This window comes from Evansella clarkii, assembly GCF_002019695.1.
Lineage (GTDB): Bacteria > Bacillota > Bacilli > Bacillales > Salisediminibacteriaceae > Evansella > Evansella clarkii.
Map to the genome: position 1 here is coordinate 71,563 of NZ_MTIV01000022.1, position 24,829 is coordinate 96,391.

At 40.4% G+C, this 24,829-nt stretch carries 30 protein-coding genes; 14 read left to right on the forward strand and 16 right to left on the reverse strand.

Annotated features, from left to right (window positions below):
• Window positions 1–860 precede the first annotated feature (860 nt).
• The 6 genes from BK582_RS25330 (at window position 861) to BK582_RS25360 (ending at window position 6,270) form a co-directional block, all read left to right on the forward strand.
• A complete protein-coding gene (locus BK582_RS25330; RefSeq protein WP_139368358.1) occupies window positions 861–1,895 on the forward strand; it encodes a hypothetical protein in 1,035 nt (344 codons plus the stop codon).
• A 146-nt stretch (window positions 1,896–2,041) separates the two neighbouring features.
• Window positions 2,042–2,386 carry a hypothetical protein gene (locus BK582_RS25335; RefSeq protein ID WP_218190780.1) on the forward strand — a complete coding sequence of 115 codons (345 nt, stop codon included), beginning with the start codon at window positions 2,042–2,044 and terminating at the stop codon, window positions 2,384–2,386.
• Between the two features lie 148 nt (window positions 2,387–2,534).
• Window positions 2,535–2,849: a hypothetical protein gene (locus BK582_RS25340; protein ID WP_078598477.1), complete on the forward strand. Its 315-nt coding sequence runs from the start codon at window positions 2,535–2,537 to the stop codon at window positions 2,847–2,849.
• A gap of 177 nt (window positions 2,850–3,026) precedes the next feature.
• The gene (locus BK582_RS25345; protein ID WP_078598479.1) at window positions 3,027–3,581 is read left to right on the forward strand and encodes a thermonuclease family protein; all 555 of its coding nucleotides are present in this window, start codon (window positions 3,027–3,029) and stop codon (window positions 3,579–3,581) included.
• Window positions 3,582–4,820: 1,239 nt separating this feature from the next.
• On the forward strand, window positions 4,821–5,969 hold the full coding sequence (locus tag BK582_RS25355) for a replication initiation protein (protein WP_078598483.1): 1,149 nt from the start codon (window positions 4,821–4,823) through the stop codon (window positions 5,967–5,969).
• Between the two features lie 148 nt (window positions 5,970–6,117).
• Window positions 6,118–6,270 (forward strand): YvrJ family protein, encoded by a 153-nt coding sequence (locus BK582_RS25360; protein ID WP_078598485.1) that lies wholly within the window; start codon window positions 6,118–6,120, stop codon window positions 6,268–6,270.
• 602 nt (window positions 6,271–6,872) lie between these two features.
• Here the strand turns inward: BK582_RS25360 and BK582_RS25370 are convergent.
• The 7 genes from BK582_RS25370 to BK582_RS25400 form a co-directional block, all read right to left on the reverse strand.
• Window positions 6,873–7,067 (reverse strand): hypothetical protein, encoded by a 195-nt coding sequence (locus tag BK582_RS25370; protein WP_078598489.1) that lies wholly within the window; start codon window positions 7,065–7,067, stop codon window positions 6,873–6,875.
• 71 nt (window positions 7,068–7,138) lie between these two features.
• Window positions 7,139–7,438: a hypothetical protein gene (locus BK582_RS25375; RefSeq protein ID WP_139368359.1), complete on the reverse strand. Its 300-nt coding sequence runs from the start codon at window positions 7,436–7,438 to the stop codon at window positions 7,139–7,141.
• A gap of 94 nt (window positions 7,439–7,532) precedes the next feature.
• On the reverse strand, window positions 7,533–8,828 hold the full coding sequence (locus BK582_RS25380) for a peptidoglycan-binding domain-containing protein (RefSeq protein ID WP_078598493.1): 1,296 nt from the start codon (window positions 8,826–8,828) through the stop codon (window positions 7,533–7,535).
• 72 nt (window positions 8,829–8,900) lie between these two features.
• Window positions 8,901–9,131 carry a hypothetical protein gene (locus tag BK582_RS25385; RefSeq protein WP_078598495.1) on the reverse strand — a complete coding sequence of 77 codons (231 nt, stop codon included), beginning with the start codon at window positions 9,129–9,131 and terminating at the stop codon, window positions 8,901–8,903.
• Window positions 9,124–9,702: a sigma-70 family RNA polymerase sigma factor gene (locus BK582_RS25390; protein WP_078598497.1), complete on the reverse strand. Its 579-nt coding sequence runs from the start codon at window positions 9,700–9,702 to the stop codon at window positions 9,124–9,126. Before BK582_RS25390 ends, BK582_RS25385 begins: the two co-directional genes overlap by 8 nt.
• A gap of 210 nt (window positions 9,703–9,912) precedes the next feature.
• On the reverse strand, window positions 9,913–10,170 hold the full coding sequence (locus BK582_RS25395) for a glutaredoxin family protein (protein ID WP_078598499.1): 258 nt from the start codon (window positions 10,168–10,170) through the stop codon (window positions 9,913–9,915).
• A 73-nt stretch (window positions 10,171–10,243) separates the two neighbouring features.
• Entirely contained in the window at window positions 10,244–10,603 is a 360-nt protein-coding gene (locus tag BK582_RS25400; RefSeq protein ID WP_078598501.1) for a YhjD family protein, read from the reverse strand.
• Between the two features lie 189 nt (window positions 10,604–10,792).
• Between BK582_RS25400 and BK582_RS25405 the strand changes: the two genes are divergently transcribed.
• The 4 genes from BK582_RS25405 (at window position 10,793) to BK582_RS25420 (ending at window position 12,556) form a co-directional block, all read left to right on the forward strand.
• The gene (locus BK582_RS25405; protein WP_078598503.1) at window positions 10,793–11,281 is read left to right on the forward strand and encodes a hypothetical protein; all 489 of its coding nucleotides are present in this window, start codon (window positions 10,793–10,795) and stop codon (window positions 11,279–11,281) included.
• Between the two features lie 205 nt (window positions 11,282–11,486).
• Window positions 11,487–11,843 carry a MazG nucleotide pyrophosphohydrolase domain-containing protein gene (locus BK582_RS25410; protein ID WP_078598505.1) on the forward strand — a complete coding sequence of 119 codons (357 nt, stop codon included), beginning with the start codon at window positions 11,487–11,489 and terminating at the stop codon, window positions 11,841–11,843.
• A 15-nt stretch (window positions 11,844–11,858) separates the two neighbouring features.
• Window positions 11,859–12,338, forward strand: coding sequence for a hypothetical protein (locus tag BK582_RS25415; RefSeq protein ID WP_078598507.1), 480 nt, complete (start codon window positions 11,859–11,861; stop codon window positions 12,336–12,338).
• Window positions 12,339–12,352: 14 nt separating this feature from the next.
• Entirely contained in the window at window positions 12,353–12,556 is a 204-nt protein-coding gene (locus BK582_RS25420) for a hypothetical protein (RefSeq protein ID WP_078598509.1), read from the forward strand.
• 125 nt (window positions 12,557–12,681) lie between these two features.
• On the opposite strand, the gene BK582_RS25425 is transcribed toward BK582_RS25420, so the two are convergent.
• Complete coding sequence (locus tag BK582_RS25425; RefSeq protein WP_078598512.1) at window positions 12,682–13,173, reverse strand: hypothetical protein; 492 nt, start codon at window positions 13,171–13,173, stop codon at window positions 12,682–12,684.
• Complete coding sequence (locus BK582_RS25430; RefSeq protein ID WP_078598514.1) at window positions 13,151–13,930, reverse strand: ParA family protein; 780 nt, start codon at window positions 13,928–13,930, stop codon at window positions 13,151–13,153. Before BK582_RS25430 ends, BK582_RS25425 begins: the two co-directional genes overlap by 23 nt.
• Window positions 13,931–14,364: 434 nt before the next feature.
• Here BK582_RS25430 and BK582_RS27455 point away from each other — a divergent pair, with 434 nt between their 5' ends.
• Entirely contained in the window at window positions 14,365–14,814 is a 450-nt protein-coding gene (locus BK582_RS27455; RefSeq protein WP_078598516.1) for a hypothetical protein, read from the forward strand.
• Window positions 14,815–14,848: 34 nt separating this feature from the next.
• Here the strand turns inward: BK582_RS27455 and BK582_RS25440 are convergent, their stop codons facing one another.
• The 5 genes from BK582_RS25440 to BK582_RS25460 all read right to left on the reverse strand — a co-directional run bounded on the left by BK582_RS25440 (window position 14,849) and on the right by BK582_RS25460 (window position 20,531).
• Entirely contained in the window at window positions 14,849–17,341 is a 2,493-nt protein-coding gene (locus tag BK582_RS25440; RefSeq protein WP_078598518.1) for an ABC transporter permease subunit, read from the reverse strand.
• 2 nt (window positions 17,342–17,343) lie between these two features.
• Window positions 17,344–18,222 carry an ABC transporter ATP-binding protein gene (locus tag BK582_RS25445; RefSeq protein ID WP_078598520.1) on the reverse strand — a complete coding sequence of 293 codons (879 nt, stop codon included), beginning with the start codon at window positions 18,220–18,222 and terminating at the stop codon, window positions 17,344–17,346.
• Window positions 18,223–18,360: 138 nt separating this feature from the next.
• Window positions 18,361–18,702 (reverse strand): hypothetical protein, encoded by a 342-nt coding sequence (locus BK582_RS25450; RefSeq protein ID WP_078598522.1) that lies wholly within the window; start codon window positions 18,700–18,702, stop codon window positions 18,361–18,363.
• A gap of 111 nt (window positions 18,703–18,813) precedes the next feature.
• Window positions 18,814–19,137 (reverse strand): hypothetical protein, encoded by a 324-nt coding sequence (locus BK582_RS25455; protein ID WP_078598524.1) that lies wholly within the window; start codon window positions 19,135–19,137, stop codon window positions 18,814–18,816.
• Window positions 19,138–19,550: 413 nt separating this feature from the next.
• On the reverse strand, window positions 19,551–20,531 hold the full coding sequence (locus BK582_RS25460) for a hypothetical protein (protein WP_078598527.1): 981 nt from the start codon (window positions 20,529–20,531) through the stop codon (window positions 19,551–19,553).
• A gap of 463 nt (window positions 20,532–20,994) precedes the next feature.
• Here BK582_RS25460 and BK582_RS25465 point away from each other — a divergent pair, with 463 nt between their 5' ends.
• Both BK582_RS25465 and BK582_RS27460 read left to right on the forward strand, forming a co-directional pair.
• Entirely contained in the window at window positions 20,995–21,231 is a 237-nt protein-coding gene (locus tag BK582_RS25465; RefSeq protein ID WP_078598529.1) for a hypothetical protein, read from the forward strand.
• Window positions 21,232–21,457: 226 nt separating this feature from the next.
• Window positions 21,458–21,601, forward strand: coding sequence for a hypothetical protein (locus tag BK582_RS27460; protein ID WP_169911317.1), 144 nt, complete (start codon window positions 21,458–21,460; stop codon window positions 21,599–21,601).
• A 55-nt stretch (window positions 21,602–21,656) separates the two neighbouring features.
• Here BK582_RS27460 and tnpB read toward each other — a convergent pair whose 3' ends face one another.
• Entirely contained in the window at window positions 21,657–22,808 is a 1,152-nt protein-coding gene (gene tnpB / locus BK582_RS25470) for an IS200/IS605 family element RNA-guided endonuclease TnpB (RefSeq protein ID WP_078598532.1), read from the reverse strand.
• A gap of 485 nt (window positions 22,809–23,293) precedes the next feature.
• Window positions 23,294–24,004 (reverse strand): hypothetical protein, encoded by a 711-nt coding sequence (locus tag BK582_RS25480; protein ID WP_078598537.1) that lies wholly within the window; start codon window positions 24,002–24,004, stop codon window positions 23,294–23,296.
• Window positions 24,005–24,357: 353 nt separating this feature from the next.
• On the opposite strand from BK582_RS25480, the gene BK582_RS25485 reads away from it, so the two are divergent.
• Window positions 24,358–24,816 carry an NADAR family protein gene (locus BK582_RS25485; RefSeq protein ID WP_078598540.1) on the forward strand — a complete coding sequence of 153 codons (459 nt, stop codon included), beginning with the start codon at window positions 24,358–24,360 and terminating at the stop codon, window positions 24,814–24,816.
• Window positions 24,817–24,829 lie beyond the last annotated feature (13 nt).

A 24,829-nucleotide genomic window follows, 5' to 3' on the forward strand; every position in this document is an offset into this window, starting at 1 on the left:
AGATACTCGGCTGGGTAGGTTGATATCTTTCCCGTCCCAATAGTGTAGAACACGGCAAAGTAGGTACTTTCACTCCGTGGCTAACGAAGATCCCGCTGCGGGATCGGGCCAATTAAGGATTGAACGATCAAACATACAGGGGATGGATGTTAAGAAGATACGTAGTGGAGTGCCGAACTGCTAGTGTTGTCTGTTATCAGTGTTTCCGTGGGCGTTAGGTTTATACGTTCCAGTAATACATTTATATGAAAAAACATAAAAAAAAGCACCTGCAAACGATGTTAAGGGGCATCGTAAAAATGCAGAGTGCTTTTTTCTTTTTAAAAGGCGAGCTTTGCAATAGTCAGGTTTTATTAACTAGCGCGAATATTTGATTCAGATTGCTGTCTGAATTCAAATACGGATTAATTTCCCTCTGGAACACTACCTGACAGCAAAGGTGACGTATCGCCTTTAGGGGGGATTGTAAACCTCCCATGACCTTGAGTTAAGATAGACGTTGATGATCTATATCTATTATATACACGTTATTTGTTATTTGTAAACAGGGATATTCGGTCGTCAATCAGCGATTGAACGAGCAGAACTTCGTTATTCGCTTGGTGTTGATTTTTGTAATAGTGTTACGTAATAAGTAACACTATTAATTAATATGTTCTTTATTACTTTAAAAGATTGCCATAATAGATTACTCACTATGTATGAGTAATCCTTTTATTAATATGTAAATCGAAATAGCATTAAGTAATCATCAAATGCGTATGAAATACACATGCGGTACCTTGATTCCTATTACATATCGTGCGCACGGCGCACCGATCAATCGAACAGAAAATATGAAAACTAAGGGAGCGATTCTCATGAAAAATACATCTGTATCTAAGCAAACTCACACATCTAAAGAACCGGCGCGTATCAATGATAGTGGCTACTATCCGTCAAAAGGGATGCTCGCAGAGGTCGTCAAGCAGTTCCAGGCGCCGATAACCCGCCGCGCAATCCGCCCCGGGTTTCTGGCACGAACGGACGGATTCGACGTAGATCAAGCCGTTACTGATCTGGAAAAGCAGCCTGGCCAAGAAGGACTGTTGTCCCGTCTGCTCAGTGTGAGCGACTTAACCGAAAAGACCTATGATCGTTTTGCGGATAATCCAAACAGTCTGTATAACTGGTATCCTGCTGTGGAAGCAGCTCTTGCTACGAGCAATACCGAGCTGAAAACTCCGGACACAAAAGTGATGCGCCTGCCGATTGAGCTGGCCCAGTTCATTAGGCTCGAATACCAAGACACGTCACAGGCAGACAAAGCGTTATTTAATCAGTTTATCTTTGACCAATTCGGTCTGGAAGATGGTAAGACCTACTTTATTAAAACCGGCACGTTCTCGTCTAAATTTCAGTTCGCCAATGCGAAGTGCAGCGAGCCCCGGGAGATGGGCGAATACTTCCAGGTGATTAATAACTTCGCCATGCAAGTCGGCGCGGGCCACACCGTGGATCTTGTTGTGCGTGAATACATCGAAGACACGGAAGACAATCCGACGATTTATAACGGGATGCCTTTACGCACCGAGTTCCGTGTGTTTGTCGACTGTGATGCGGACGAATTGATCGGTGCCGTCCCTTATTGGCACCCAATCGTGATGAAGCGTGCGCTGCAGGCCGGCCTTTCGGATTCGATTCAGCAGGACTATCAGACGTATCTTAGTCACGAACAAAAGCTGGTTGATGAGTACAACGAACATCTTCATCGTGTGAAAAAAGAGATCCGGGCGATTCTGCCAAACTTGAATCTTTCAGGTAAATATTCGATTGATGTAATGAAAAACGGTGACGATCTGTATGTGATCGACCTGGCTCTCATGAGCCAGTCTGCTCTTACAGAATTATTATAAGTAATATATAACTAGCAATATATTACGTATTACGTAACACTGAAAGGGTTATTCATATCTAAAGAGTAACCCTTCTTCTATTAAAATAATCAAACGAAGGAATGATTTTTATGATACAAAACAAGGATAAGTTTTATGATGTAACAATGACGGTAAAAGTAACACGGAGGGTCCTGGCGACCTCCAAAGAAGAAGCGATCGAAAAAGCGGATACCGAAGACATGACCCACGAAATTAAGAATTACTCCTTGGATGAAGAATTAAGCGCCGAGGAAGTTGCGGGCTCTACCGTCAATGAGTACGACATCATGGATGACATCGCTGCGCAAATCGTCCAGAATGCCAGCCATGAACCGATGCACTGGCTCCAAGACGATTATGTGAAAATCAGGGAAATCAACGAAAAGCTCATGAAATCCGGAAAACCGGCCTACGAGCCACCTATTTTTAATCGCCTGACCAAAGAATTTCTGAATAGGCTTAAAGGTTAGTGTTACAAAATAGTATTTCATATTATGTAATATATTTATATAATAACGTACAGTTATTAATTATGGTATACGTATTAGGATTTTACATTGATAATAGGTAACCCTTCTCATATTGTTAAAAACATATACTTAAAGGAGAAAACTAAATATGAAACGAATTCTTATTTTTATTATCGTAACAATGTTACTGACAGGTTGTTCGTTGGAAAGCATCGGAGCTGCAGCAGAGGAGGATACGCATAAGGATGACAATAGTATCTATATAGAAGTTTTCAATCAAGATATTGGACATACAATAACAATGAGAGTTTTATATAATACGCAAACTGGCTGTTTAACAGAAGTGGCCGATACGCGCAGTTACAACGCGGGAGCATCTTTACAGCCTATGTTAGATCCAACGTCTATTCCCATTTGCGGGATCAGTGAACACAAAGCCAGGGAGATGTTCGACCCCTCATAATCAAATTCCTATTACTTAAACAATAATAGATAATCAATTACATTATTTTGATTATGTATTATGTAATATATTTACTTAATACATTACCTGCTATGTAATGTATTACTAAACAAGGTTACTTTTGTATAAAGAGTAACCTTTATTTTATTATCTAATACGGAACAGGAGAAAATAACAATGAAACGTAAACTACTTATTATTACTTTATTCATAAGTCTATTCATATTCACTGGGTGTGATGATTTACTGGATGCTGCAGCTGACATGACCGCACCGGATACCGGGGCGTCACTTGAGCTTGATGAAAAGGAAAATCTCCAGAAAGGAGTCGTCACGTATGTGATTGACGGGGATACTTTTGATGTGGAGCTGGAAAGTGGGGTAGTGGAACGGGTAAGGCCGATCCTGGTGGACGCCCCGGAAATCTGTCACGCATCAAGTCCACCGGATTGTGAACCGGAACCTTTTGGAGAGGACGCCACGGATTTCACTCGGGAACTCTTAACCGGCAAAACGGTGTATTTGGAACAGGACGTTTCTGAACGTGATCCGTTTGACCGGTTGCTTTTTTATGTTTACCTGGAAGCTGGCAGCATGTATCAGGAATTAATTCTTGCCGAAGGGCTGGCGGAAGTCGCGGTGTATGAGCCGGACGTGAAATACCGGGACGCACTGGAATCTGTAGAACAGCAAGCGAAATCCGAAGGGATTAATCTCTGGGGCAACGATTAAATAACTTAAAATCAAAACAAGGTCGCTATGAGCGACCGGTGAAAAGTTTGACTCAGACTTCAAGGAGTCTAGGTGGTATGGTCAGTTCCCTATCGAGACGCATACACGCCGAAATCATAGTCGATGTTGATGGACTGACATTAGGAGGATTCATAGGTTCATCGGGCATGAAAATTCTCCCCTGTTTTTTGTGGAGCTTTTTGTCTTGCATAACAACAAAAAACCACCAGCAATACCGCAGTTTCCAGCATCAAACGGAAGATGCGAGAGCCTCGACAACTGTCGTATCTTTCAGAGTGAGAGTAGAGCGTATTGGTCGGATACCTTTACACTCACTGAGAACCATCAACGGGACGCCGTTGGTGGTTCTTTTTTTTTTGAAAAGATTAATCTTTCTGTTTGTTATTTGAATAACCCACAATCTATCATTTTTCCCTTTAAAGATTGTTTATTATAAACATTTATTAGAACATGTACCTCGTTTAATAACATTTCGGGGACCTGAATCCCTTGTGACTCTAAGGGCGAACCTCTCGAAGTATCACACATTGGGTAAATACGATCACAGATCGGGTACAAAACATCACAGATTGGGTACCTTACTATCACACATTGGGTGTCCCACTATCACAGATTGGGTAAATAACATCACAGATCGGGTAAAATCCATCACACATTGGGTACGAAACATCGCAGATTGGGGGTGGGATTTTAAAAAATAGTCTTCAGGCCCTGCTATGTTCGACTTTTATTATCACAGATTGGGTCAATGAGTGTCGTTTTTCGCCCTATTATTACCAATTTTACGTATATCTTCTGCAAAAGGCATCCTGGTATTATCCTGATAACCCAATCTGTGATAGTTAAGGATCTCAACTACTATCACAAACCCCCAATCTGTGATAATTCATCTGTGTAACGCCTTACCGAATCGTTTTATTTTCCTAGACTATCGACAATATATCGTTACTATCACACATTGGGTAAAAACTATCACAGATTGAGGGTGAGAATATTAGGCATCTCTCATCAACGATCTCAAAACACGTCCTCACAGGTCAAAAAACACCGTTTATATCCCTGTATATGTAAAAATTACATATAGTTACCATAAATAAAAACCTCACATCGCTCCATTCACCCAATGTGTGATAGTTGGCAAAATCTATCGACTTATGGGGCTGATTGTGAAATAATAGTGCCGAGATACGTATAACTTTTAATTGGAGTAGGATTTCTATGGGGCAAACAGAAAAGAAAAATACGGAAAAAAGAATACAAATCTATCAGTCAAACGATCTGGTGGAAGCCATCTACGAAGATGATTTGACTGCTACGGAACATAAAATCATTCGATACGCTGCCGGTAAAATTGTAAAGTCACCGGAGCATTTTCCTAATGTCTCTTTTTCTGTCTCGGAATTTATCAAAGCGGCAGGCTTATCCGGAAACAGTTATTACGGCAAAGTAAGCAAAATCGCAGGTGAGCTGACGAAAAAACGGATCATGATAAAAACGGAATCCAAAGTCGGCTGGTTCCCATGGTTTAAAGGAATCGTATACGAAGGCGGCATGGTACATATCCAGTTCAACGAAGTGATTGAGCCGTATCTAATAAATTTAACGGAACACGGCAGATATACGAAGTATGATTTTCCAACGATCGGATCAATGCAAAGCCCCTACACGATCCGGCTGTTTGAGCTCTTGCAGCAATACGGAAAAATTCAAAAACGGACCTTTAAGCTCGATAAATTAAAAGAGCATTTAGGTGTTGGTGATAAGTATAAACAGTACGGTCATTTTAAATCCCGCGTGTTGTTAAAAGCGCAGGAAGAACTTAATGATATCAACGTGCTTACCTTCACGTTCAACGAAGTGAAACAAGGACGACGAGTAGACCAAATCGAATTTGATATAAAAATCGCGGACCCAATTCCCATCGAAGGAAATGTCAAAGAAGCGGAGATCAAAAAGTTTCTTGAAGAAGCCCGCCCGCTGTTAAAGCAATACGGGTATGAGGTACCTAACCGGGTCGTCAAGACCTGGACGATTTACGGTATCGATGAATTGCGGTATGTTCTTCAAGATATTCATGCGAATAACCGATCGATTTCCCGCATCGATGCGTATATCACAACGATTCTCAAATCGCGAAAGAATGAATTTGAAAAATCGGCGCAGCAGGTACACGCCGATGACTATTTAACGAAAAAGCGGATTATCGAATTTATACAGGCGCAGCAAGGCCAGGGCCTGACACCAAAGTGGATGCTGCTGAATGATTTTGTGGCACATATGGAAGCATATAATTACACCAAAGATGAAATTGAAGCGTTGTTTGATAACAACATGGATTATATCGTTAAGAGTACCAGACCGCACTAGGGGTCCCTCTTCCCCCAATTCGCTTGCTATACGAAACACCGGACAGAAATTTCTGTCCGGTGTTTTTTTTGTGGTCACGGTTATGTGAGTTGTTATTTCTCCTGAAATTCCTCTTTATGTACATGGCCGTCTGAAAAGGAGGGATATCATGGAGACGATTCCTGAGTGGGTGAAATTATTAGGTAATTACGGCTTTCCTACAGTGGTAGCCTTATATTTACTAGTTCGATTTGAAAAACGAATTGATCGGTTAACCAAAGCGATCCATGAACTAATCTTATTGTATAAACAGGACCGATAGGGGTGTACGTAATACACCATCAAAACAACCCCTCCTTTTAGGTTGTTCTATCCAGGGAGGGGGTTGTTCATTGGCTTTTTGCACTTTTATTATTTTTAACAAATGTATAGATTACCCCTACTACCATAATTACCACCGTAGCAATGATGCCTGTAGTTACAGCATTCTGAAAAGGGGTCGCCGGATCAGCCAGCCAATGGTAGAGAAAAAGTAATGCGAACCCTATGGTAGCACCGCACAAGACTTTAAGAACCACCTTTAGGTAAAGGATACTATACACCCCTTCATATACCTTATAGCTTTACTATCTTCGGTGTTATATAAGATTACTTCCTTTTTTTTCGTTCGCGTTTTATATTGATATAGCGCCATAAACAAGACCATAGAAAAACGGCTACCGTAAATAAAATTAATAACCAATTAATGTTTTCCTCAGACAGCAGAGGATGCACAATGGTGTATATTAACAAGACCCCTAAGAAGATAGTAAGGTAGTCGTAAGCACGCGCTTGGAAAGATTTGTTCTCACTATTTTCCGTTTTCATTGTTTAATTTCCCCTTTAAAGAGATCACCCGAAAACACACCGAATCAGTTATTTGAATCACTTTTGCGTTTGATCCACAAATACAAAACGGACAAACTTATAAGAGGCAGTATAAACGATGTCACGCAATGTCACCATTCCAGTAATTAAATGGATGACCAGATGGGTAGCCAGAAATAGAAATATTCCGTAAATTATCCAAAGTAAATAAGTGGTATTCACAACACGCACCTCACATATACCATACCGCATAACCCCTCCTATTGAATTGTTTCATTCAAAGAGGGGTTATTTATGCTGTTGAGCAAAGTTTCCAAAAACATTTATCCGCCGGCAGACCTTACTACTTTTTTCCGTTTTTTACATCTTTCACATTCATAGATGGCGACATATTTTATCTCCTCGTCCCAGTGTTTATGAACAAAACTATGCAAACCGATGCGGCACAATGGACTACGATGCTTTTTTGTTTTTAGTGCAGGGATAATCAATACGAGTAAACCTATTACAATCATCGGTACATATACATAAGGAATAGAAACCACGTCAAATAAGTGAGCAACCATTAAGATTATTCCAAAACCCAAAACTATAATACCTATATCATTCATTTTCTCCAGCATAATTAACACCATCCTTATTTGTTGTTTACCCATTTGAACCTTAAAATAAGACAAAAAATCCCTTACTACCATAGGTAGTAAGGGATGGACTATATTATTCAGGGAGACCGCACCCATGTAGTTCTGTATAAATACTTCCTGTTATTGAGCACGCACCATATATTGCCATCATAGCGGCAGGGGTAAGCGCGGCACCAATGAGGCCCAGATTTATACAGCCGGCTTCCACTAGGATTGCACATCTAGCATCTTCGCGAAGTTCGTCCATGTCGACCAAGATCATACTCTCTTGAGCTGAATTCACACGATCAGCAAGATCCATGGCTGACGAAAGACTATCATAAGAAAAATCTACCCACGTTTGATCGTAACTTTCAATATCATTCCCATCGACGTCATAGGCTGTCATTTTTACATTGTCAGTAAAACCGAGGCCATCCGTTTCGAATACGAAATGTACGAGAAGTTCATGAGTATTCGCATTCAGGTAGGATAAGAAGAAATTTAAACTTGGTCCGTAAGTACCGGTAACCACGGCTGCATTTCCAAAATCGTATGATCCACTATCGAGAAATGCAACTGCGTCTATACTATCTCCGGTTCCCGGTGGACGGGTTGACTGGAACACATTATTTGCCTGAAGACTGGAAATATAAGCGGCTTGTTCAGATTCTGACAAGGATTCCGGCTCCTCTGCTTCGAACTGAGCAAACTCCATCAATTCTTCCAATGACAATGGATGTACAGCCTCCATATCCAGCCGGTTCATAGTATAAGGTCCCGCAATACCATCAACATTCAGATTCGATGCTGCCTGGAAACTCTCCACCGCACTTTCGGTAAGGGGGCCATAGATTCCATCCACCACTAACGAAACATCCACAGCATCCTGCTCATTCAACTGTTCTTGGATGCGCCTTACAAGGGAACCTGTATCACCTCGTTGAACGAGAATGGTCGTTATCAACTCATCCATTCTCCTCAACGTATTCGGGCCGGCAATTCCATCTACGACCAGGTTATTAAGATATTGAAAGTCTCTTACTCCCTGCTCGGTCCCCGGGCCGTAAATCCCATCAACAGAGCTCTGCCTGATATAAAAGTACAGCAAATCTTCCTGAAGAATCTCTACACCACGCCCCGTGGCCCCTGGGCGCTGGATAATATCAGAACGGAGTCGTCCTAACGTAATCGGGCCAGCAATACCATCTACTTGAAGTCCTTTTCTTTGCTGAAAGCGTCGCACCCACTCGGTTGTTTCTGGACCGTAGATTCCGTCTACCCCATATACCGGGAGGGCGCTCGGGTTTTCTCTGATGAGCTGCTTTTGCAACATCTCCACCCATCGTCTGCGTGAGTCTGCCGTGATAATCTGATTGTCAATACTCATTTTACATCTCTCCTTTTAAAATGTGATTCATACTATAAAGGGGAGATGTAAGGATTTTAACAACACAGGAAACTAATTTTTTTCGGAAGTTTCGTCTAACGTTTCTTTCAAACTCCAAAAATCAATTTCTCTCATATTTTTGCTGACCTCAATAATCTTCGCTTTTATTTCTTGTTCCAAATCTTCCCGATCCCCATACTGGATCGAATAGAGGGTTTTTTCGATGCGTGGCTGCATGGACTCCAAAACGTCTTCGATTATTTGATTCAGGTTGTCTCTGTTATATTTATTTTTATCACTCATCTGTGATGGCCTCCCTGAGCTTTTTTAAACCCAGCGACTTCAACTTGGAAACATTTTGCTGCGAACATCCAAGTTTTTCTGCAATCTCATACGTTGTAAGCTGGTGAATAAATATATCCTGCAAAATGACTTTCGTTCTTTCTCCGAGCTGCTGATAGGCATCATACAGCCTTTTATCTGTGAAAACTTCTTCTAAACACTCTAACGTTGTATTAGGGTTATGATGGCAATCAGGAATCTTCTGAATTAAGGTTTGTCCTTTTTCATGATCGGTAGGTTGATCTAATAGTAGCTGGGATTGTTGTATGCGATGTTTTTTCTCAAACGATAAAGCGTGCAACCGGCATAATTTATCGATATATTTGGCCATTCGCGCCTTTAAAAAGAATTCTTGAAAACGACGGTTCAGCATCTCATCTGCTTGTTGATTACCGTCTTCTAAAGCTGATTGGAGTAATGAAACATTCGCTTTGTTCTCCAGGAATCTCTTAACAATCGGTTGCTGAAAGAAATGGTCGTTTTCTTTCATGTATTCACAAACTGTCGATGTTTTCGTTTCCTCTTTTAACATACGGACCCCCTCCAACTAACATGATGTCTATAAAGATAATAAATCAGCTTTTTGACAATATTCGTGTGAATATTCGTTCTTTTTTCACAGGAATATCCTGGTCTGCATCTTTGTTGTAGGAAAAAATTACTAATTTTTGGATGGTTTGGTTTATTTTGAAAGTAAGTGGTCTGTATGTAGTGGGGGAGGAAAACCGTGAGGAGTCATTCCTCACGATTCTTTTAGTTCCAACAAAAACTGTTTTGTCTTTTGGTGTAACCCTGTAAACGTATGGGTTTGATTGTTGTGTTGTACGACAATAAACGGGAATTTTTTCCCTCCGCCATAGCTTTCCATTTCCTGAATGTATGGCGAACCGAGTCTGACAACCTTTTCTTCGAATGGGATATTGTTTTGTTTGAACCAATCTCTTAATGACTTGCAAGGGAAACAGCCCGCCAAGGTGTAAACGGTTACGTTATATGCCATCTTTCATCCCTCCTCTTCTTATCGTTTGACTATACAAAGAGGGATAAGAGAGAAAATAACAACCAGTGGTTTATTATTTTATACGGCTGTAATCAAGCAGAATTTCTTTCGTTCTGCTCCTTAGTCTATGACTCCAGAATTTGTGCTGTGCCTCATACCCTCTTATGACCGATCCGTAGATCGTCATCTCGTTCTCCTGGCCAATATGCCACACTTTCATCTTTTGCTGCAGCATCGTTTTCTTTGATTCTTTTAGGTCTTCTCTCATTCTTAAAATCATCTGATGAATAATTTCTTCGTACACTTCCGGTATCTTTAGATTGCTATTTTCCAGCACCTTCAGATCCCTCTCCAGGGTTTTTATCGCCATCGGCAGGAAAATGCAGGCGTCTACTAATTTTTCCTCTTCTGGAGTGGTATGGGGCTGTGACATGTTCTTCACCTCCTGCGAACGTATGTTCCCGTATAGTTTAGCATAAAAAACGCTCTTACAACAGAGTTTTTAACTTTTTTTGCCATTTTCGACAGTGATGGGTGGGGGACCATTATACCAAGAGGGTGGTTGCTACTCGCAACCCGGTCAAATAGACGAATAGCTAAAAACGAAAAAGGGGAGATAGTAATGGCATTTACATACGGTGGTTTAATTAGAGAAATCAAACAGAAGAAAGAGGGGCTCATGGGCATTCAACTTCCCATGTTGTCGATGCACTTTATCGATTTTGCGAATCACGCGGGATTAAGTTCCGATGATTATCCAACGATTCAAGCATATATCTCCAAGGCGTCCTATCAGGAAAAACGCGCCGTATTCGAGGCTCTCGGCTTCAAGGTACTCTATATGACACTATCTGCTATCAAAGTCATTCACTTTGCAGAAGGTCGCACAGACGGCGCACCGACGAACCCGTCGATCAATCAGGCATTCCTGGACAATCAGCGAAACGTCTTTGTCTTAGATGTGGAGGTCGGCATGAAGAACTTGTATTTCGTTCTTGAATACCAAAGTGATGAGCCGCTCGCTGACTTCACGGTGGACCGGGAAAAGCTCGCTGAAGAACAAACGCAGAAAGAGCGTCTCCGCGCGATCTTCGGGAGAAACAAAAAATAAATCCCGTTCCGTGAATTCAAAACCAATTGCTGCACGGTAACCTGGGTTCGTCACAAGATTGCGTGCCGTGATTTTGTTAGTTTGCCCCCGGATAGGAATTCCTATCCGGTTTTTTTTCGTGTCTTATGTATTGGCTAGACGAAAAACAAGGCTGCGCGAAAGCGCACCCCAGTGAACACTACGAAGAAAAAAGGAGTGGTGTTATATGCTTACAAGTAAATATTGTAACGAGAATTTGAATGCTAGTCCGATTACGTGGGGTTACGCAAAAGGAGAACTGGTTGAACTAATAGAATCGAGAACAATCGCTGACATCAAAGAAGAATTTGCGGATGTTTGCTACTGCGTACTATGTGCGGTTCATTCCAGTACAGGAATTAGTCTTCCGATGGTGGGGGCAACACCTACGATTAAGAAAGTAAATGAGAGACTATCCATTTGGAGAGATATTTTCAAAGAGAATGGTTTGGTGTTTCATAAAAAGTATCTTGTGAATGGATCTAATTATAAAAAACAACATAAAATCGACGCGGCTCTGGCGATGGCCAGAGCGGCTAATTAAAAAGGAGCGATTACCATGCCAAATACAGAAATCAAACGCATGCTGGATACACAAAAGCCGAAAGTCGGACAGCTGGAAAGTAGCGAGGAAAACCGATATCGCAGTGGACTGCTTTTGTTTTCCACTTTTATTCGGGAAGATTTTCTGGACCTCCCGCTCCTGCCGGAAGACAGATTCAGCACGAACGGTGTCTTCTACACCCTCCCGTTTCTTCATGACAACACACTCTATCAAAACGGCCGCACGCACATGCTGCTTGTTGTATACAAAGTCCAGGATGGCGTATCGGAGTGCCCGCTTCGCATCGAGTTTGAAGTTACGAATGCAGATAAGCCCGAATTCCAGATCAACGTCTTTGACCAGGCTGGTGATCGAACGGTCAAGCATACTCTTATTGATTACAAAGAAGGTCAGTGCTTTACCAGCTGCAAAGAATTGCTCGACATGACCCTTTCAGAAATCGTAGCGCATTTCGCCCCGGTCACACAACATTAAAAGGAGGAGTAACCATGGCAGAATTTTTTCAGACAATGATGGGAAAGAAGTTTTTCGAACGCGATGTCCCGGATCTCGCACAAAAACTCAACGAGGTTCGCATCGAGCTCCGCAACGCGAATCATTTAAAAGCCGATGAGCTAAAACTAAAAGAAAAAGAACTCAGACTAAAAGAGAGAGAACTTGAACTCATGGAGCAAATGCTGACGAAGAAGTGACCGAAAAGACCGATAGCCCTCCCCGGCTGTCGGTCTTTTTTTTTGTTACGGAAAACTGTTACATATTACGTAATAGGTTTGCGCTTAAAATAAGACGACACCCGGATCGGGCATCGTCTCGTTCTTTATCGATCGTTATGCACTTCCTCTAATTCATCGAGCAGGGCTTCCACCGCTTGGTTCAGAAACATAGTTTTGAACCCCCTCTTCCCTTCCGCTAACTTATCCAGACGCTCCTGCAAATCTTTTCGGAACAAGAATGTCGCTCGGGCATGCGTTTCCTCTACAGTTTTCTTTTTACTTTTCTCGTCATACTTGCTCATGAAGTTTTTCGTGACATCTCTTATCGTTTTTTCAGGCGCTTCCGGATTATCAGGTACCTCTGGGTTTTCCTGCGGCTTATCCTCATCGTTCTTCTCGGTTATGTAGGTTTCGGATTCATTTATTTCATCCTCATCTGGCTTATCTTCCACCGGTGTAAGTGGTGATTCTCCCGGTTTAGTTTTATTGTTCAGTTTTTCATCAGCGTCAAAAAACGCATGAGCAGGACTTTTCCTGCCGCCCTTTTTTACCGCCTCTTTTAATTGATCCGTACTACTTGGCTTTTTTTGTGACACGTTCAATCAGCTCCTTTAAGAATTTACCATGGTATTCGAATGCCTTCTTGCTCTCCGGGTTTTCCCAGAGGCCGTAGATCGGCAATCTGCCTGTTGTAGCTCGACGTTGAATAACTGTATCGAATACCAAATCAGGATACTCTTCTGCAATCAAGTCTACCATCGCTTTGGAGTCGCTTCTCTTTGCATCTGCAAGTGTTCTAAGTATGCCAGCGATCTCAAGATCCGGATTAATTTTCTCCTTGGCGGCTTGCACTGTATCCAAAAATCTAGGTACCGCATTATAGCAGAATTTACTTGTTTCAAACATCACTACCACATGTGTGGATGCCCCTAATGAATTGATTGTCTGCTCTGACAATGCAGGCGGTGTATCTATGATAATATAATCATAGTAATCCCTTACACTTTCGAGACATTCTTTTAATGCGAGCGACCTATGCCCCCGATGTTCTGTGAATAAATAATGAGCGATTGTTGCGAGGAAATCATCCGTTGGAAGAAGGTGCAGGTTATCATCTAACACCTTAATATATTTCTTGGCATCGCCCTCTTTAATGGCTTCTAACACCGTTTCGTTTTCGAAGTCTAATAGGTTGTCACTTCCACTCAGAAACTGGGTCAGGTTTCCCTGCGAATCCATATCGACCGCCAGTACCTTATGTCCCTGTTTTGCTAACAGAAACGCCGTTACGCCAGATGTCATCGTTTTGCCGACGCCGCCCTTCTGTATCGCAAACGTTATAACCTTAGTCATTTTATCACCTCTTGCCTCTAAGATAACATATATCTAAGGGTATGTAATAGATAAAATGTTTCCTGTCCCTGAGTAGGAAACGTCTTACTACATAGGTTTACATCATCGTCCACGTCAAACGAAAACATATTATGTAAGATGTAATAGTATTTTGGAACACTCACCTGCCGATTTCTTTCAGGAAACGAGCGTACTTTCTATTATTCCTGGCGTATCTACATACTGGTCACATGCCAGTATTTTTTTCGTGATAAGGAAAAAGAGACAGTCAGAGGTTGAGGATTAGTTAAAGGACGGTTTTCCCTTTTACTAACCGCAGACCTTCACCAACGACCGGAGGGAGGCGGTAGCAAGGAAACAGCCAAGGACCAGGTCACACCTCCGGTCAGGGGTGCGCATCAAGAATAAAGAAGGAACAATGGGTAATTTTACCTGTGGATAACGATAATATACCCTTTTTTACCGGTATTTTCCTTGTGGATAATTATATTATAATGCGTACCCGCCAGAGCACGGTTTTTTCGAATTCTGTACCTGTGAGAGCACGCTTTTTAGTAACTACGTACCGGTTAGCGCACGGTTTTTCCAAAAAGCATACCCGCTGGAGCACGGTTTTCGGTGTTGAAATCTTCGTTTGTCTTGAAAAAGCGTACCGATCAGAGCACGGTTTTTCGAAGCTGCAAAAGAACGTTCTTCTAAATACGTGTACCCGTGAGAGCACGGTTTACACGAAAAAAAGAACCTCTCATATTGATATTACAGCAAAAATAGAGGTAGTATTCAATGCTTTCTCCCTCGCAACACCCCTTAATGACAGAGCGAAGCGGGTTCTTTTTTGTAATTTAAAAACCCGCCCCTCCTCTGCTGACGTATTTGGGACTTAGGGGGTATAAAATACTTCTTCCAAAACTAACCCTATCAACGATTTCTACGCGTACTAACATATCCAATGATTAAAAGAAGAAGGCTCCAACCTAATAACGGAATAATGCCTGAATATAGATGGAAGTTAGGATTGTCTAAGGCTGTAGGTAGTTCGCCATTAAGTATTTTAGGAATATTAAGATAAGTGAATGGTGAAAGGTGGGATACATCACCAAACCAATGTAAAGACAAAATATAACCGGCTGCTGCAATGAATATAGCGATGGAAAACACATTTAATTTCTTTTTGAAGAAAAGAGATAATAATAAACATAATCCTAGGAAAAAGACAATGAGAAGGGTATAAATAACCACCGAAGCAATAAGGTACTCTCCCAGATTTATAAAGTGGAAGCCCCTTCCTGACTCCGGTTCCATACCAGTATAATTAACATTGTTAACCATACTAGGTGGATCGTACTTAAGTATAGGATATTTCCAGTCACCTATACGGTTAAAGACGCCTCCTGTAATAATCACTATAATAAACAAGGAAAGTGAGCTCATAATACTCACCATAGTTGAAGTGAGGTATTTCCCGAACACTATATCTTTCACTTTGACAGGTTGTGTTTTAAGATAATGAAGGGTCTTTCTCTTTCCATGTTCGTCAGCTAGTCCCCCACCAAATAAGAATAAAAACAAGATAAATGGTATCGCATAAGCGTAATTATCAAAATAACTATACAGTATATATAGACCGCTGTTATCTACTTTTTTATTTTCTTCCAACCACTGGTTTTTTTCTGTTATTTGGTTCCCAAAATTATGATAAATCGTTGGCCTGAATTCCCCGGAAAAAACTGGCTTTATGTCATTATCTATTAACCATTCCTTTTCTGCTATACTCACATCCACGGTAAACTGGCCGAGCAGTTCTAAGGTTAGATCAATAATGTGGGTGTCAAATTCATTGTTCACATACCTATTTTCAAATAGTTGATATTCTATGAATGGTCCCCAAGCTTCTTTTTTATATGCACTTAATGCACGATTAATATTTTGCAGTCTGTTGTTGTAGAATTCCAGGGTTTTCTCCTCACCACTAATCATAGTGTCTCGGTATTCATCTTGCATATCCGCTGGCATTTCCTCTACCATTTCTTCCATGGAACTTAAGTATTCTTCAGTAAATGGAATATACTCATTTTCAAGGACGTGCGCTCTCTCCTCTAATAGGTTTATGTAGCCAGATTCATTATCTTCTGCGAGTTTTGTTTGATAAGTATAACCAATAACAATAAAAACGACTAAAAGGAGCATGCACTGTTTAAACAAACCTCTTCTCTTTATTTTCCGCCATTCAAAATTAACCATTTTCCATAGAATATATTTGGATGTGATTTCATTAAATGGTTTTTTTTCTACACTAGTAAACGGATTCTGTTTATTAGGGATTAATAAATTTAACGAGATTAAAAGTGCATACCAGGCCAATGCTACGAGAAGATAAAACCACATTCCCTCGTTATGTATTAAGTCCCCTGCTGTGTCCGCTGTACGGAAATAATTAAAAGGATTGTATACTGATTGAAAAAAAGTATTCATTTCTGTCAATAAATATCCCAGAGAAATAATAAATCCAACAAGCAGAAGGGCATAAAAGCTATCTCTCACAAACTTGCTGACCAAAAATATAATTGCGAAAGTAAAAGCGGAGGCGCAAAAGAACACTACTGATAACCTAATAAAGTAATCCGAAATAGAAAGAATATGAATGGTTTCATTAACAATTAATATATATGGATATTGCAGTTCAAGCGAGTGAGGACCCAATAATAAAGGAACTCCGACCCCGATCAACCATACTGATCCAATATATATACCGATTAATAATAGTACACTTATATATTTGGAGGAGACAATCTTCCAATAAGCAATAGGTTGACTTCTAAGTAATAACCAGGTGCGCTGTTCCTTTTCTCTGGCCAGTGTATCACCAAATAATAAAGATAAGATTAAAATGCCAAGAAAGCTTAGTAAAGCGGTAGAGCTATCTATTAAAATTAGATGGGGGGAAACAGGGGCCGCCTCATCTTCGTAAGCTAGGTTATGCTTTACTAGCCATTCATTTTTTTTAAGAGCAATCTCTTTCTCCGAATCTTGGAGGATCATAAATTCTCCGCCATTATTTTGGTATTCCTGTAAATTGTTTAGGAATTCTCCTTCATGAAGTGGGATTTCATCCCATTCCTCATAGTAAATTGCTGTTTTCCATTCCACTAGGGCTGATTGCATGTCGCGGATATTTTGCTCTTGTAAGCTGTGAACCTCATCAGCGTTCTCTATTTCCCTTAAATTCGCCTGAACATGGTTCGTTTCTTCATGTAGGGAATCAACATGCTCTCTTGCTCGCTCGGCCTTTTGTTCATTATCAATAGAGTTACCCCAGTATAGCCATCCAACCCATATAAGGACACTTAAAATCAACCAAATTAATTTTTTCTGTCTTAAAATCTTTTTTATTTCGAACTTAAAGATATTCATAACTATTCCTCATTTAATCCAAAGATCTCTCGGTATCGATCTTCTGTTCCGTGTTTTTTCTTTTCTATATCCAACAAGGTGATATTGTTTCTATGAAATAATACGTTCAGTTCATGTATACTGGCATTATTTTTATTAATCATTATGCTGTTATCTAAAAATAAATAAGGGATAGAACTATTCTTTAAAAGGTCGCACGCTTTCGTGGAATCATTCACCTTGATTTTATATGTAATTTGCTTGTATTTTCCTATATCTTCTTCGAACAGTTTCCCTGCTTTCAAAAAAAGCACATTAGAAGTAACTTGGTCAATTTCCGCTAAGTTATGAGAGGATAATAAGATCGTTGTTCCTTGGTTGTATAAATCTAAAATAAGATTCCGGGTCTTTATTGAACTCGTTGGATCTAGACCGTTTAGAGGTTCATCAAGTATTAACAGTTTAGGCTCATTTAAGATCGCCATGGATAATAACAGGTGTTGTTTCATTCCAAGGGAATATGTATTAACTTTATTATTTAGATATGATTCTACTCCTATTAGTTCCGCTGTTTCCTTAATCTTTTTCTTTGAAATACCATGTAGTTCTCCGATGAACTGCAGATGGTCATACCCGGTTAAATAATCATACAGCACCGAGTTATCCTGCATGTATGATATTTCCCTGAATATTTTTGTGTCTTTGTTACTTTTATTGAAGATGGTTACTGATCCACTATCTGCTGAAGTTATATTTGTAATAATATTTAAAAGCGTTGATTTTCCAGCACCATTTGGCCCTACCAAAGCGAGAATCTGCGGTTCTTTTATCTGGAAAGTTACACCTTTTAAAGTTTTAACCTTCCCGTATGATTTATAAATATTCTCTACACTTACAATCACTAATACTCACCTTCTAATATCATAATAATTAAACATAGTCGTGCCATTTTCTGTATTTCTTTCGATTTAATAAGTATTCTCTCTTTTTTAAAGTAGAAAATCCCATATGGTGAATATGGGATTCTCTTGGAAATTGACTCATCTAGGAGGAGCTGGATACGGTACTGAACTATGATAAAGATATCCTTCATATCGCGGTACACCATAGAAAGTACTCAGGGTCAGATATCCTCTAAATAATTGCCCTCCGCATGCCATTGTCTCGAAATATGCGTACCTCGGTGAGTTGTCCGTAGCAGGTACAGTCATCCATATTCTATTAGGATCACTACAAAATTCTGGTGACACAATATCTGAATCTGAAATTACTATCTCGGCGTCGAAGTTATTAGATGTACCCTCGCTGTCTGCAGAAACCTGACCTACAAATAAAAAAGCGAATGCTAATGTTACCACTGTAAATATCAGTAATTTTTTCATTATTTTGTTTTCTCCTCATTAGGAATTATTTCATAATCTAAATATCATTTAAAAACTCTAAATCTTCTGTGTAACTTATTGAAAATCAAACTAAGATAACCTTTAGCCCTTCTAATTCGGTCTCGGGAACGGCGAAGGGGAACGATAAACATACCCTTCATACCTTGATGTAGAAGTATTTAGACTCAGGTATCCTCTATATAACGCCCCGCAAGAATGCACCTCTTGGTAGGAGTGAGGCGCTGTGTTGCTACCAGCATGCACACTAAGCCAAACTCTTTGACCACATTGATCTGATGGCACATTTTCTGAATCTGAAATTACTATCTCAGAGTCGAGATTATTAGATACACCTTCGCTGTCTGCAGAAACCTGACCTACAAATAAAAAGGTAAGAGTCAAAGCAAAAATTGTAAATATAAGTATTTTTTTCATAATTTCACCTCCTTTTTGGTAATTATTGCATAATTTAGTCGTTGTTCAAAATCTCTGAATCTTCTGTGTAAACCAATGAGATAGTATTGAGCTCGATATTCTTCGCCTATCTTGTTTATTCACGTTTTTTCTAATTAATAAGTTCCTATTCCGTAATGATTCCCTCTAATTGAGGTGACGGGTTCGCTAGTGGTGCAGGATTTTTAGGTGCATGGAGGGTTAACAGATAAGGATTAGTTGAAGATAGGAAAGTATATAAGAGAAAAAAGCGCCTGATAATTTGGGCGCTTCTTTCGTTGTTAAAATGGGTGCTATTTTACTGTCGCTTGGTATACCAATTGATATGTTAATTACCTCTAACTATTTAAAATCGTCCCCAAAAATCGAAGAAGTTGCTCATAGGGGTTGCTGCTCTAGCTTTCATGCTGTTCAAACATCGCGCGAATGTGGCGCGTATATTTATCCGATCCGTCATGATCCAGCCGGAACATCAAGTCGGGGTGGATGATATACCGAGTTTTGTTCTTTGATTTCAGTATCATGACCGCCCCGGCTTTTTGGAGGATGTCCATGTACGTATCGATTGTTTTTCGATTGGCGTTTTGATAACCCAGAATGCGACCGATCCGGCTCTTAGATAAATGCTTGAGCGCTCTCGGATGTCGCTCTAAGGCATCCAGTACGGTTTCTCCTTCTTGGGTGATCGGTTCATCTGGATTCGAAACTAAATAATAGGCCTCGTAGTGAAAATACGGCATCACGCCATGAAGTAATCCAATCACGTTGTGAATGCTTGTCTTTGTTTTGCGGTGACGGTTCTTGAGTTCGTTTATTTTTTCGACCTGATGAATGACATCGCTCAATTTATTCTGAAACAGCTTCACGAACTTCTCTCTTGGTTTCGTCACCGTCTTCCCCTTTTGGAAATACAGTTCGTTTAACACGTAGTTGACGACTCGTTTATCACGGGGGTCTTTAATTTTTTCTAAGAGGCCGATCCGAGTGAACTTATTCAGGCGCTCTTTTGTCTTAGTCACATGTAAATGCCATAGGTCAGCGATTCTTTCATTTGTTAATGGAACCCCGTCTTTTTTTAAGGCTTCCCCGTTAAATCCGGCATATAAAACGAGCATCATGAAGTAACGACGATCGGCTACAGTAAGCTCTGATACCTCTAAAGAACGGATCGGTTCGTTTTTGGCCATTACAAAAGGTCCTCGCGGGTCTTTCATCCGCTGCTGCTCCCGCCTCATTTTTTCTATGTAGGCTTTTTTGCGGTCCCTGGACATCAGTTCATATTTTTCGGGATCATCAATAATTAATCGGTGGCGCAACCCTCCGGACTCCTCTGGGTTCAAAACGAGTTCCAGCTGGTATTCTTTTTTCTCTCTCATGGTGATTGGATCTCCTTTTTTGACTTTGACAGAAGAAGGTCCGCGTATTATAATAACAAAGCGCTATAAACAAAATACTCAGACTTTAGGACTGTAAAGGTCTGTTCGGTGGACCTTCAAACTTCTTGTTACCCGACAAGAAGTTATTTTTTTCTCTGTCGTCATGTAGTACTTTTCTGCTTCATCGTAACAAAATGTACCCTAATCTATAAGAGTGGGTTATGATAAAACGGTAGGGATAATAGAGGGGAAATGTGGTTGAAGGTGCGATAATGCGGGTTACCCTCCACCTCCTCTGTGCGTTTATATCGACCGATAGATTGGAAATATTTAACGATTCGCAGTCTTGAAATTAAATTAGTATAAAAGATTCAGGTAAATAGATTTATAAAAAGGGAAAAGACCAGAGAATAAAGAAAGAGAATATAGAAGCGTATATAAAAAAGAAAGAAGGGTTCAATTTATGGTAAAGAAAATTGCAGAAGTCGCACTCCGAATTTCTGTTATTGAAACAGAAAACGGTAAAGAGTTATCCGTTATCGTTGAACGAGAAGGGACTAACCATGAAGTAATGAACTTGTGCGAAGCCGCCCAGTTCGCCGAACTTATCGGCGAAGCGGGTGTGGAAAAAGTACTGCTCGCCATCCTCCATGAAGAAGAAGACGCGGTCGAGATTCATCTGAACGACCCTGCCCATTAAGAACCGCCAAGCCCCCGACGCCCCCGGGGGCTTTCTTCATTTAAAAAAGTATATATTATGTATTTTCTCCCGACCGCATCGGAAAAGAAAACGAGAATGTTTGTTCGTGTTTTTAGTATATAAAAGAACGTATGTTCCTGTCAACAAGCAAATTAAAAAAGATGTCGGATCGCTCCCGCTCCCAACCGGTCAAACACATGAAGACCAAACCGGGAGGGGTGCTATCATGGCAATCTGTAAGCGATGCAAAGGGAAAGGTTTTGGGAACTGGCGGCCACAAGACGGAAAATGTTTTGAGTGTGAAGGTTTTGGCGATATGGGAATCTATCAAAAATGGAAAGAACAGCGGGTTGAACTACCCACCACTTAGCTTACGCTTGAAGTGGGGGATTCCTAAGAACACCTTCGTAACCGAAAGTTTTTGATTAGGCTATCCCTGCGGTCCCCGCAGTTAGAAGCCTTACGGCTTCGTTTTTAAGATTTTTACTTGCGTTAATATCTCGATCATGATGAGCGTGGCATTGTGGGCAATCCCATATACGCAATGCGAGATTTTTAACGTCTTTATTTTGACGCCCACAGCACGAACATAGTTGTGAACTCGCGAATGTTTTCGATACCGCAACGACTTGCTTGCCGTACCAATTCGCTTTGTATTCAAGCATCGTTCGAAACTGTGACCAGCTCGCTTCGCTGATAGCTTTTGCTAGTTTACGATTTTTGAGCATGTTAGATACCTGCAAGTCTTCGATACCGATAATATCGTGGTTTTTGATAATCTCGGTAGAGATTTTATGCAGGTAGTCAGCTCTCTTGTTCATGATTTTTTCATGGATGCGAGCAACGTTGCGCTTTTGTTTTTGATAGTTTTTCGCTTCGCTTAATTTTCGTTTTTCCTTGATCGCTAATTCTTTTCGCCTGGACAATACGCGCTGCGCTTTCGCAAGTTTTATTTCTAATTGACGAAAGTATTTGGGGTTTTCATAGATCGTACCGTCTGACAAAATGGCGAAATCTTTTAACCCTACATCTATACCTACAGATGAATCCGTTTTTTCAAGAGGTTGGACATCTGTTTCAGCTAATACAGAAACATGGTATTTACTGCTCGGGGTACGCCGGATCGTAGCGCTCAAAATGCGCCCGCATACCTCACGACTTTTCGCAAATTTCACAAGACCAAGTTTTGGCAACTTGATTTTGTTATCTACAATCACAATATTTCCGTTTGTTTGTTTAGTCGTATAAGATTGGACGTTATTCTTTTTGGACTTAAACCGTGGTGCTTTGTTTTGCTTTTTAAAGAAGCGCGCATATGAATCAGCTAAGTTTTTAAGTGATGACTGAAGTGCAACGCTATCCACTTCTTTTAGCCATACTAGTTCTTTTTTCAGCTGAGTTAATTGTGAAGAACAAGTATTATACGTTAAACCTTTACCTGTATCTTGATATGCCTGATTCCATTTCGCTAAGAAATGGTTATATGCAAAACGAGAACAACCGATGGTTTTAGCGATTAGTACCTCTTGAACCTTATTCGGATAGATGCGAAATTTGTATGCTTTGTGGGCTTTCATTGATGTTCACCCCCTTTTCGTATATGGGAATATATGTAAATTATATCATAGAAACGCTCTATAGTCAGTCGTTTGATGCATTTTAAACAATTAAAAAAGACGATTCATCTCCACCCTAGCTTTGCTTGAGGATGGAGTCTTCTCGTCCAAAAATGATAAAATAAAAAAAGCCCTTATTTGAGGGCATTTTTTTGTATTTTTGAACTGTTAAACTATTATAGTTATACCAGTTATGACAATTATTATACCGATACCTATAGATGTATATCCAATTATCTTAGACTGTTTCAGAATTAAGGGAGCTATGAGCATAAAAAATAGTCCAATTGCAACAATAAGTACGGATAATAAAGAATAGATTCGTAGAATAGCTTCAGTATAGTGCATACAATTTCACTCCTTTCAACAATATCAGTAGTTATTAAAAAGAATATACAGCACCCCTAAGCTCAGAGCGACTGTATATTCTTTTTAATATTTAGTCATCAATCAGTTGGAGGATTTGGATAAACTAATGCATTTAAAGTATCTGATGCACTGATACCGACGTTTACACTTGACCCATAAGCACCAAGATCCCCTTCAACTCTCCAAGCTCCAACAGCAGTTAAGTTTGCAGCACCCTGTGGATCACCGCCACTTGATGAGTATGAAAAACTATGGCTACTAGGCTCCCAACTAATGACATCAATGCCTGTAGAGAAAGTGTTAATTTCATTAAATCCAGTGAATCTGTAGCCCATTCCAGATGTGTTAGTAGATGTTGCCCAATCATACCTGATATCCCAAGTAACATCTACTGGGATAGGTATGGACACTTCTAAAGCAGGAGCATCAATTTCATAACTTACTTGTCTAGTTCCGTGTGCACTTCCAGATAAGATGCTAAAATCACCATCTGAAATATGTTCATCCAAGTAAAAAATTGCAGGTTCATCATTGCTGCGGATTTCTTCTAAACTTTCTAACACAATTTCTAATTCCTCTAAATTAGTAAATGCTTTTGGAGAATTACTTGATGTACTCATTTCATTAACATTAGTATCTATATCAATATCTACATCATATTTTTCCTCTAGTTGTGCTACTTCTGTGTCTATGTCAGTTTCTGATACTTCTTGTGCAAATAAAGTATTTGTAACTAGTAACATGGATGTGCCTAAACCTGCAGCTACGACTACTTTAGGGTTAACCAAAAGTTTTTTAACTGAAAACAGAATAGTAAAACACTCCTTTTAATAGTATTTTTGCTACATTTTACCATTACCTTTAAGGCGCATAATTAAACATAAGACTTTTAATTTTATGAAGTTTTATGCTTAATACACCAGCGGAATAATTATTACCTTGATTTTGAGTGTATTGAAATTATTCTTTCATAACTAATGAAAAATTAGCTGAAAAAGTCGTTCGGAAATTGAAGCGAATACTCTTTGTTGCTATCCTGCTACTCCTCCTTTGAAGTGTCGCCCCGTGATGGCGACCGGTCAAGAGCTCAGAGATTTCAAAAAATCAGATTCGCTCTGAGCTACTGGAAGGGGAACGAACGATGAACATTGGAAGCGGAGCCGGCTACCCGGCAGCATCACTCAGCAACTTCACCCCTCATCCCTTTGTGATTGACGGGGTGGAATGCACTTCCATGGAAGGATTCCTGCAGTCATTGAAGTTCAGCAATCCCGACATGCAGCTGGAAGTGTGTAAACTCTTTGGCGGCCACGCCAAGAAAAAAGGATCGCGTAAGAACAAACACTGGAAGCGGACGCAGACCCTCTACTGGCGCGGAAAACCCATCCCTCGTAAAAGTCCGGAATACCAGGCACTGCTTGACAGGGCGTTTGACGCTTTAGCCGAAAACGAAGGATTCCAGCGTGCCCTGCTCGCCACTGGAGATGCCACCCTGACCCACTCGATGGGCAGAAACAAAGAAAGCGACACCGTCTTAACGACCCGGGAGTTCTGCCATCGCCTGACCGTCATCCGGGACAGGCTGCGCGCCGGAAAGTAAAAACAATAACCTG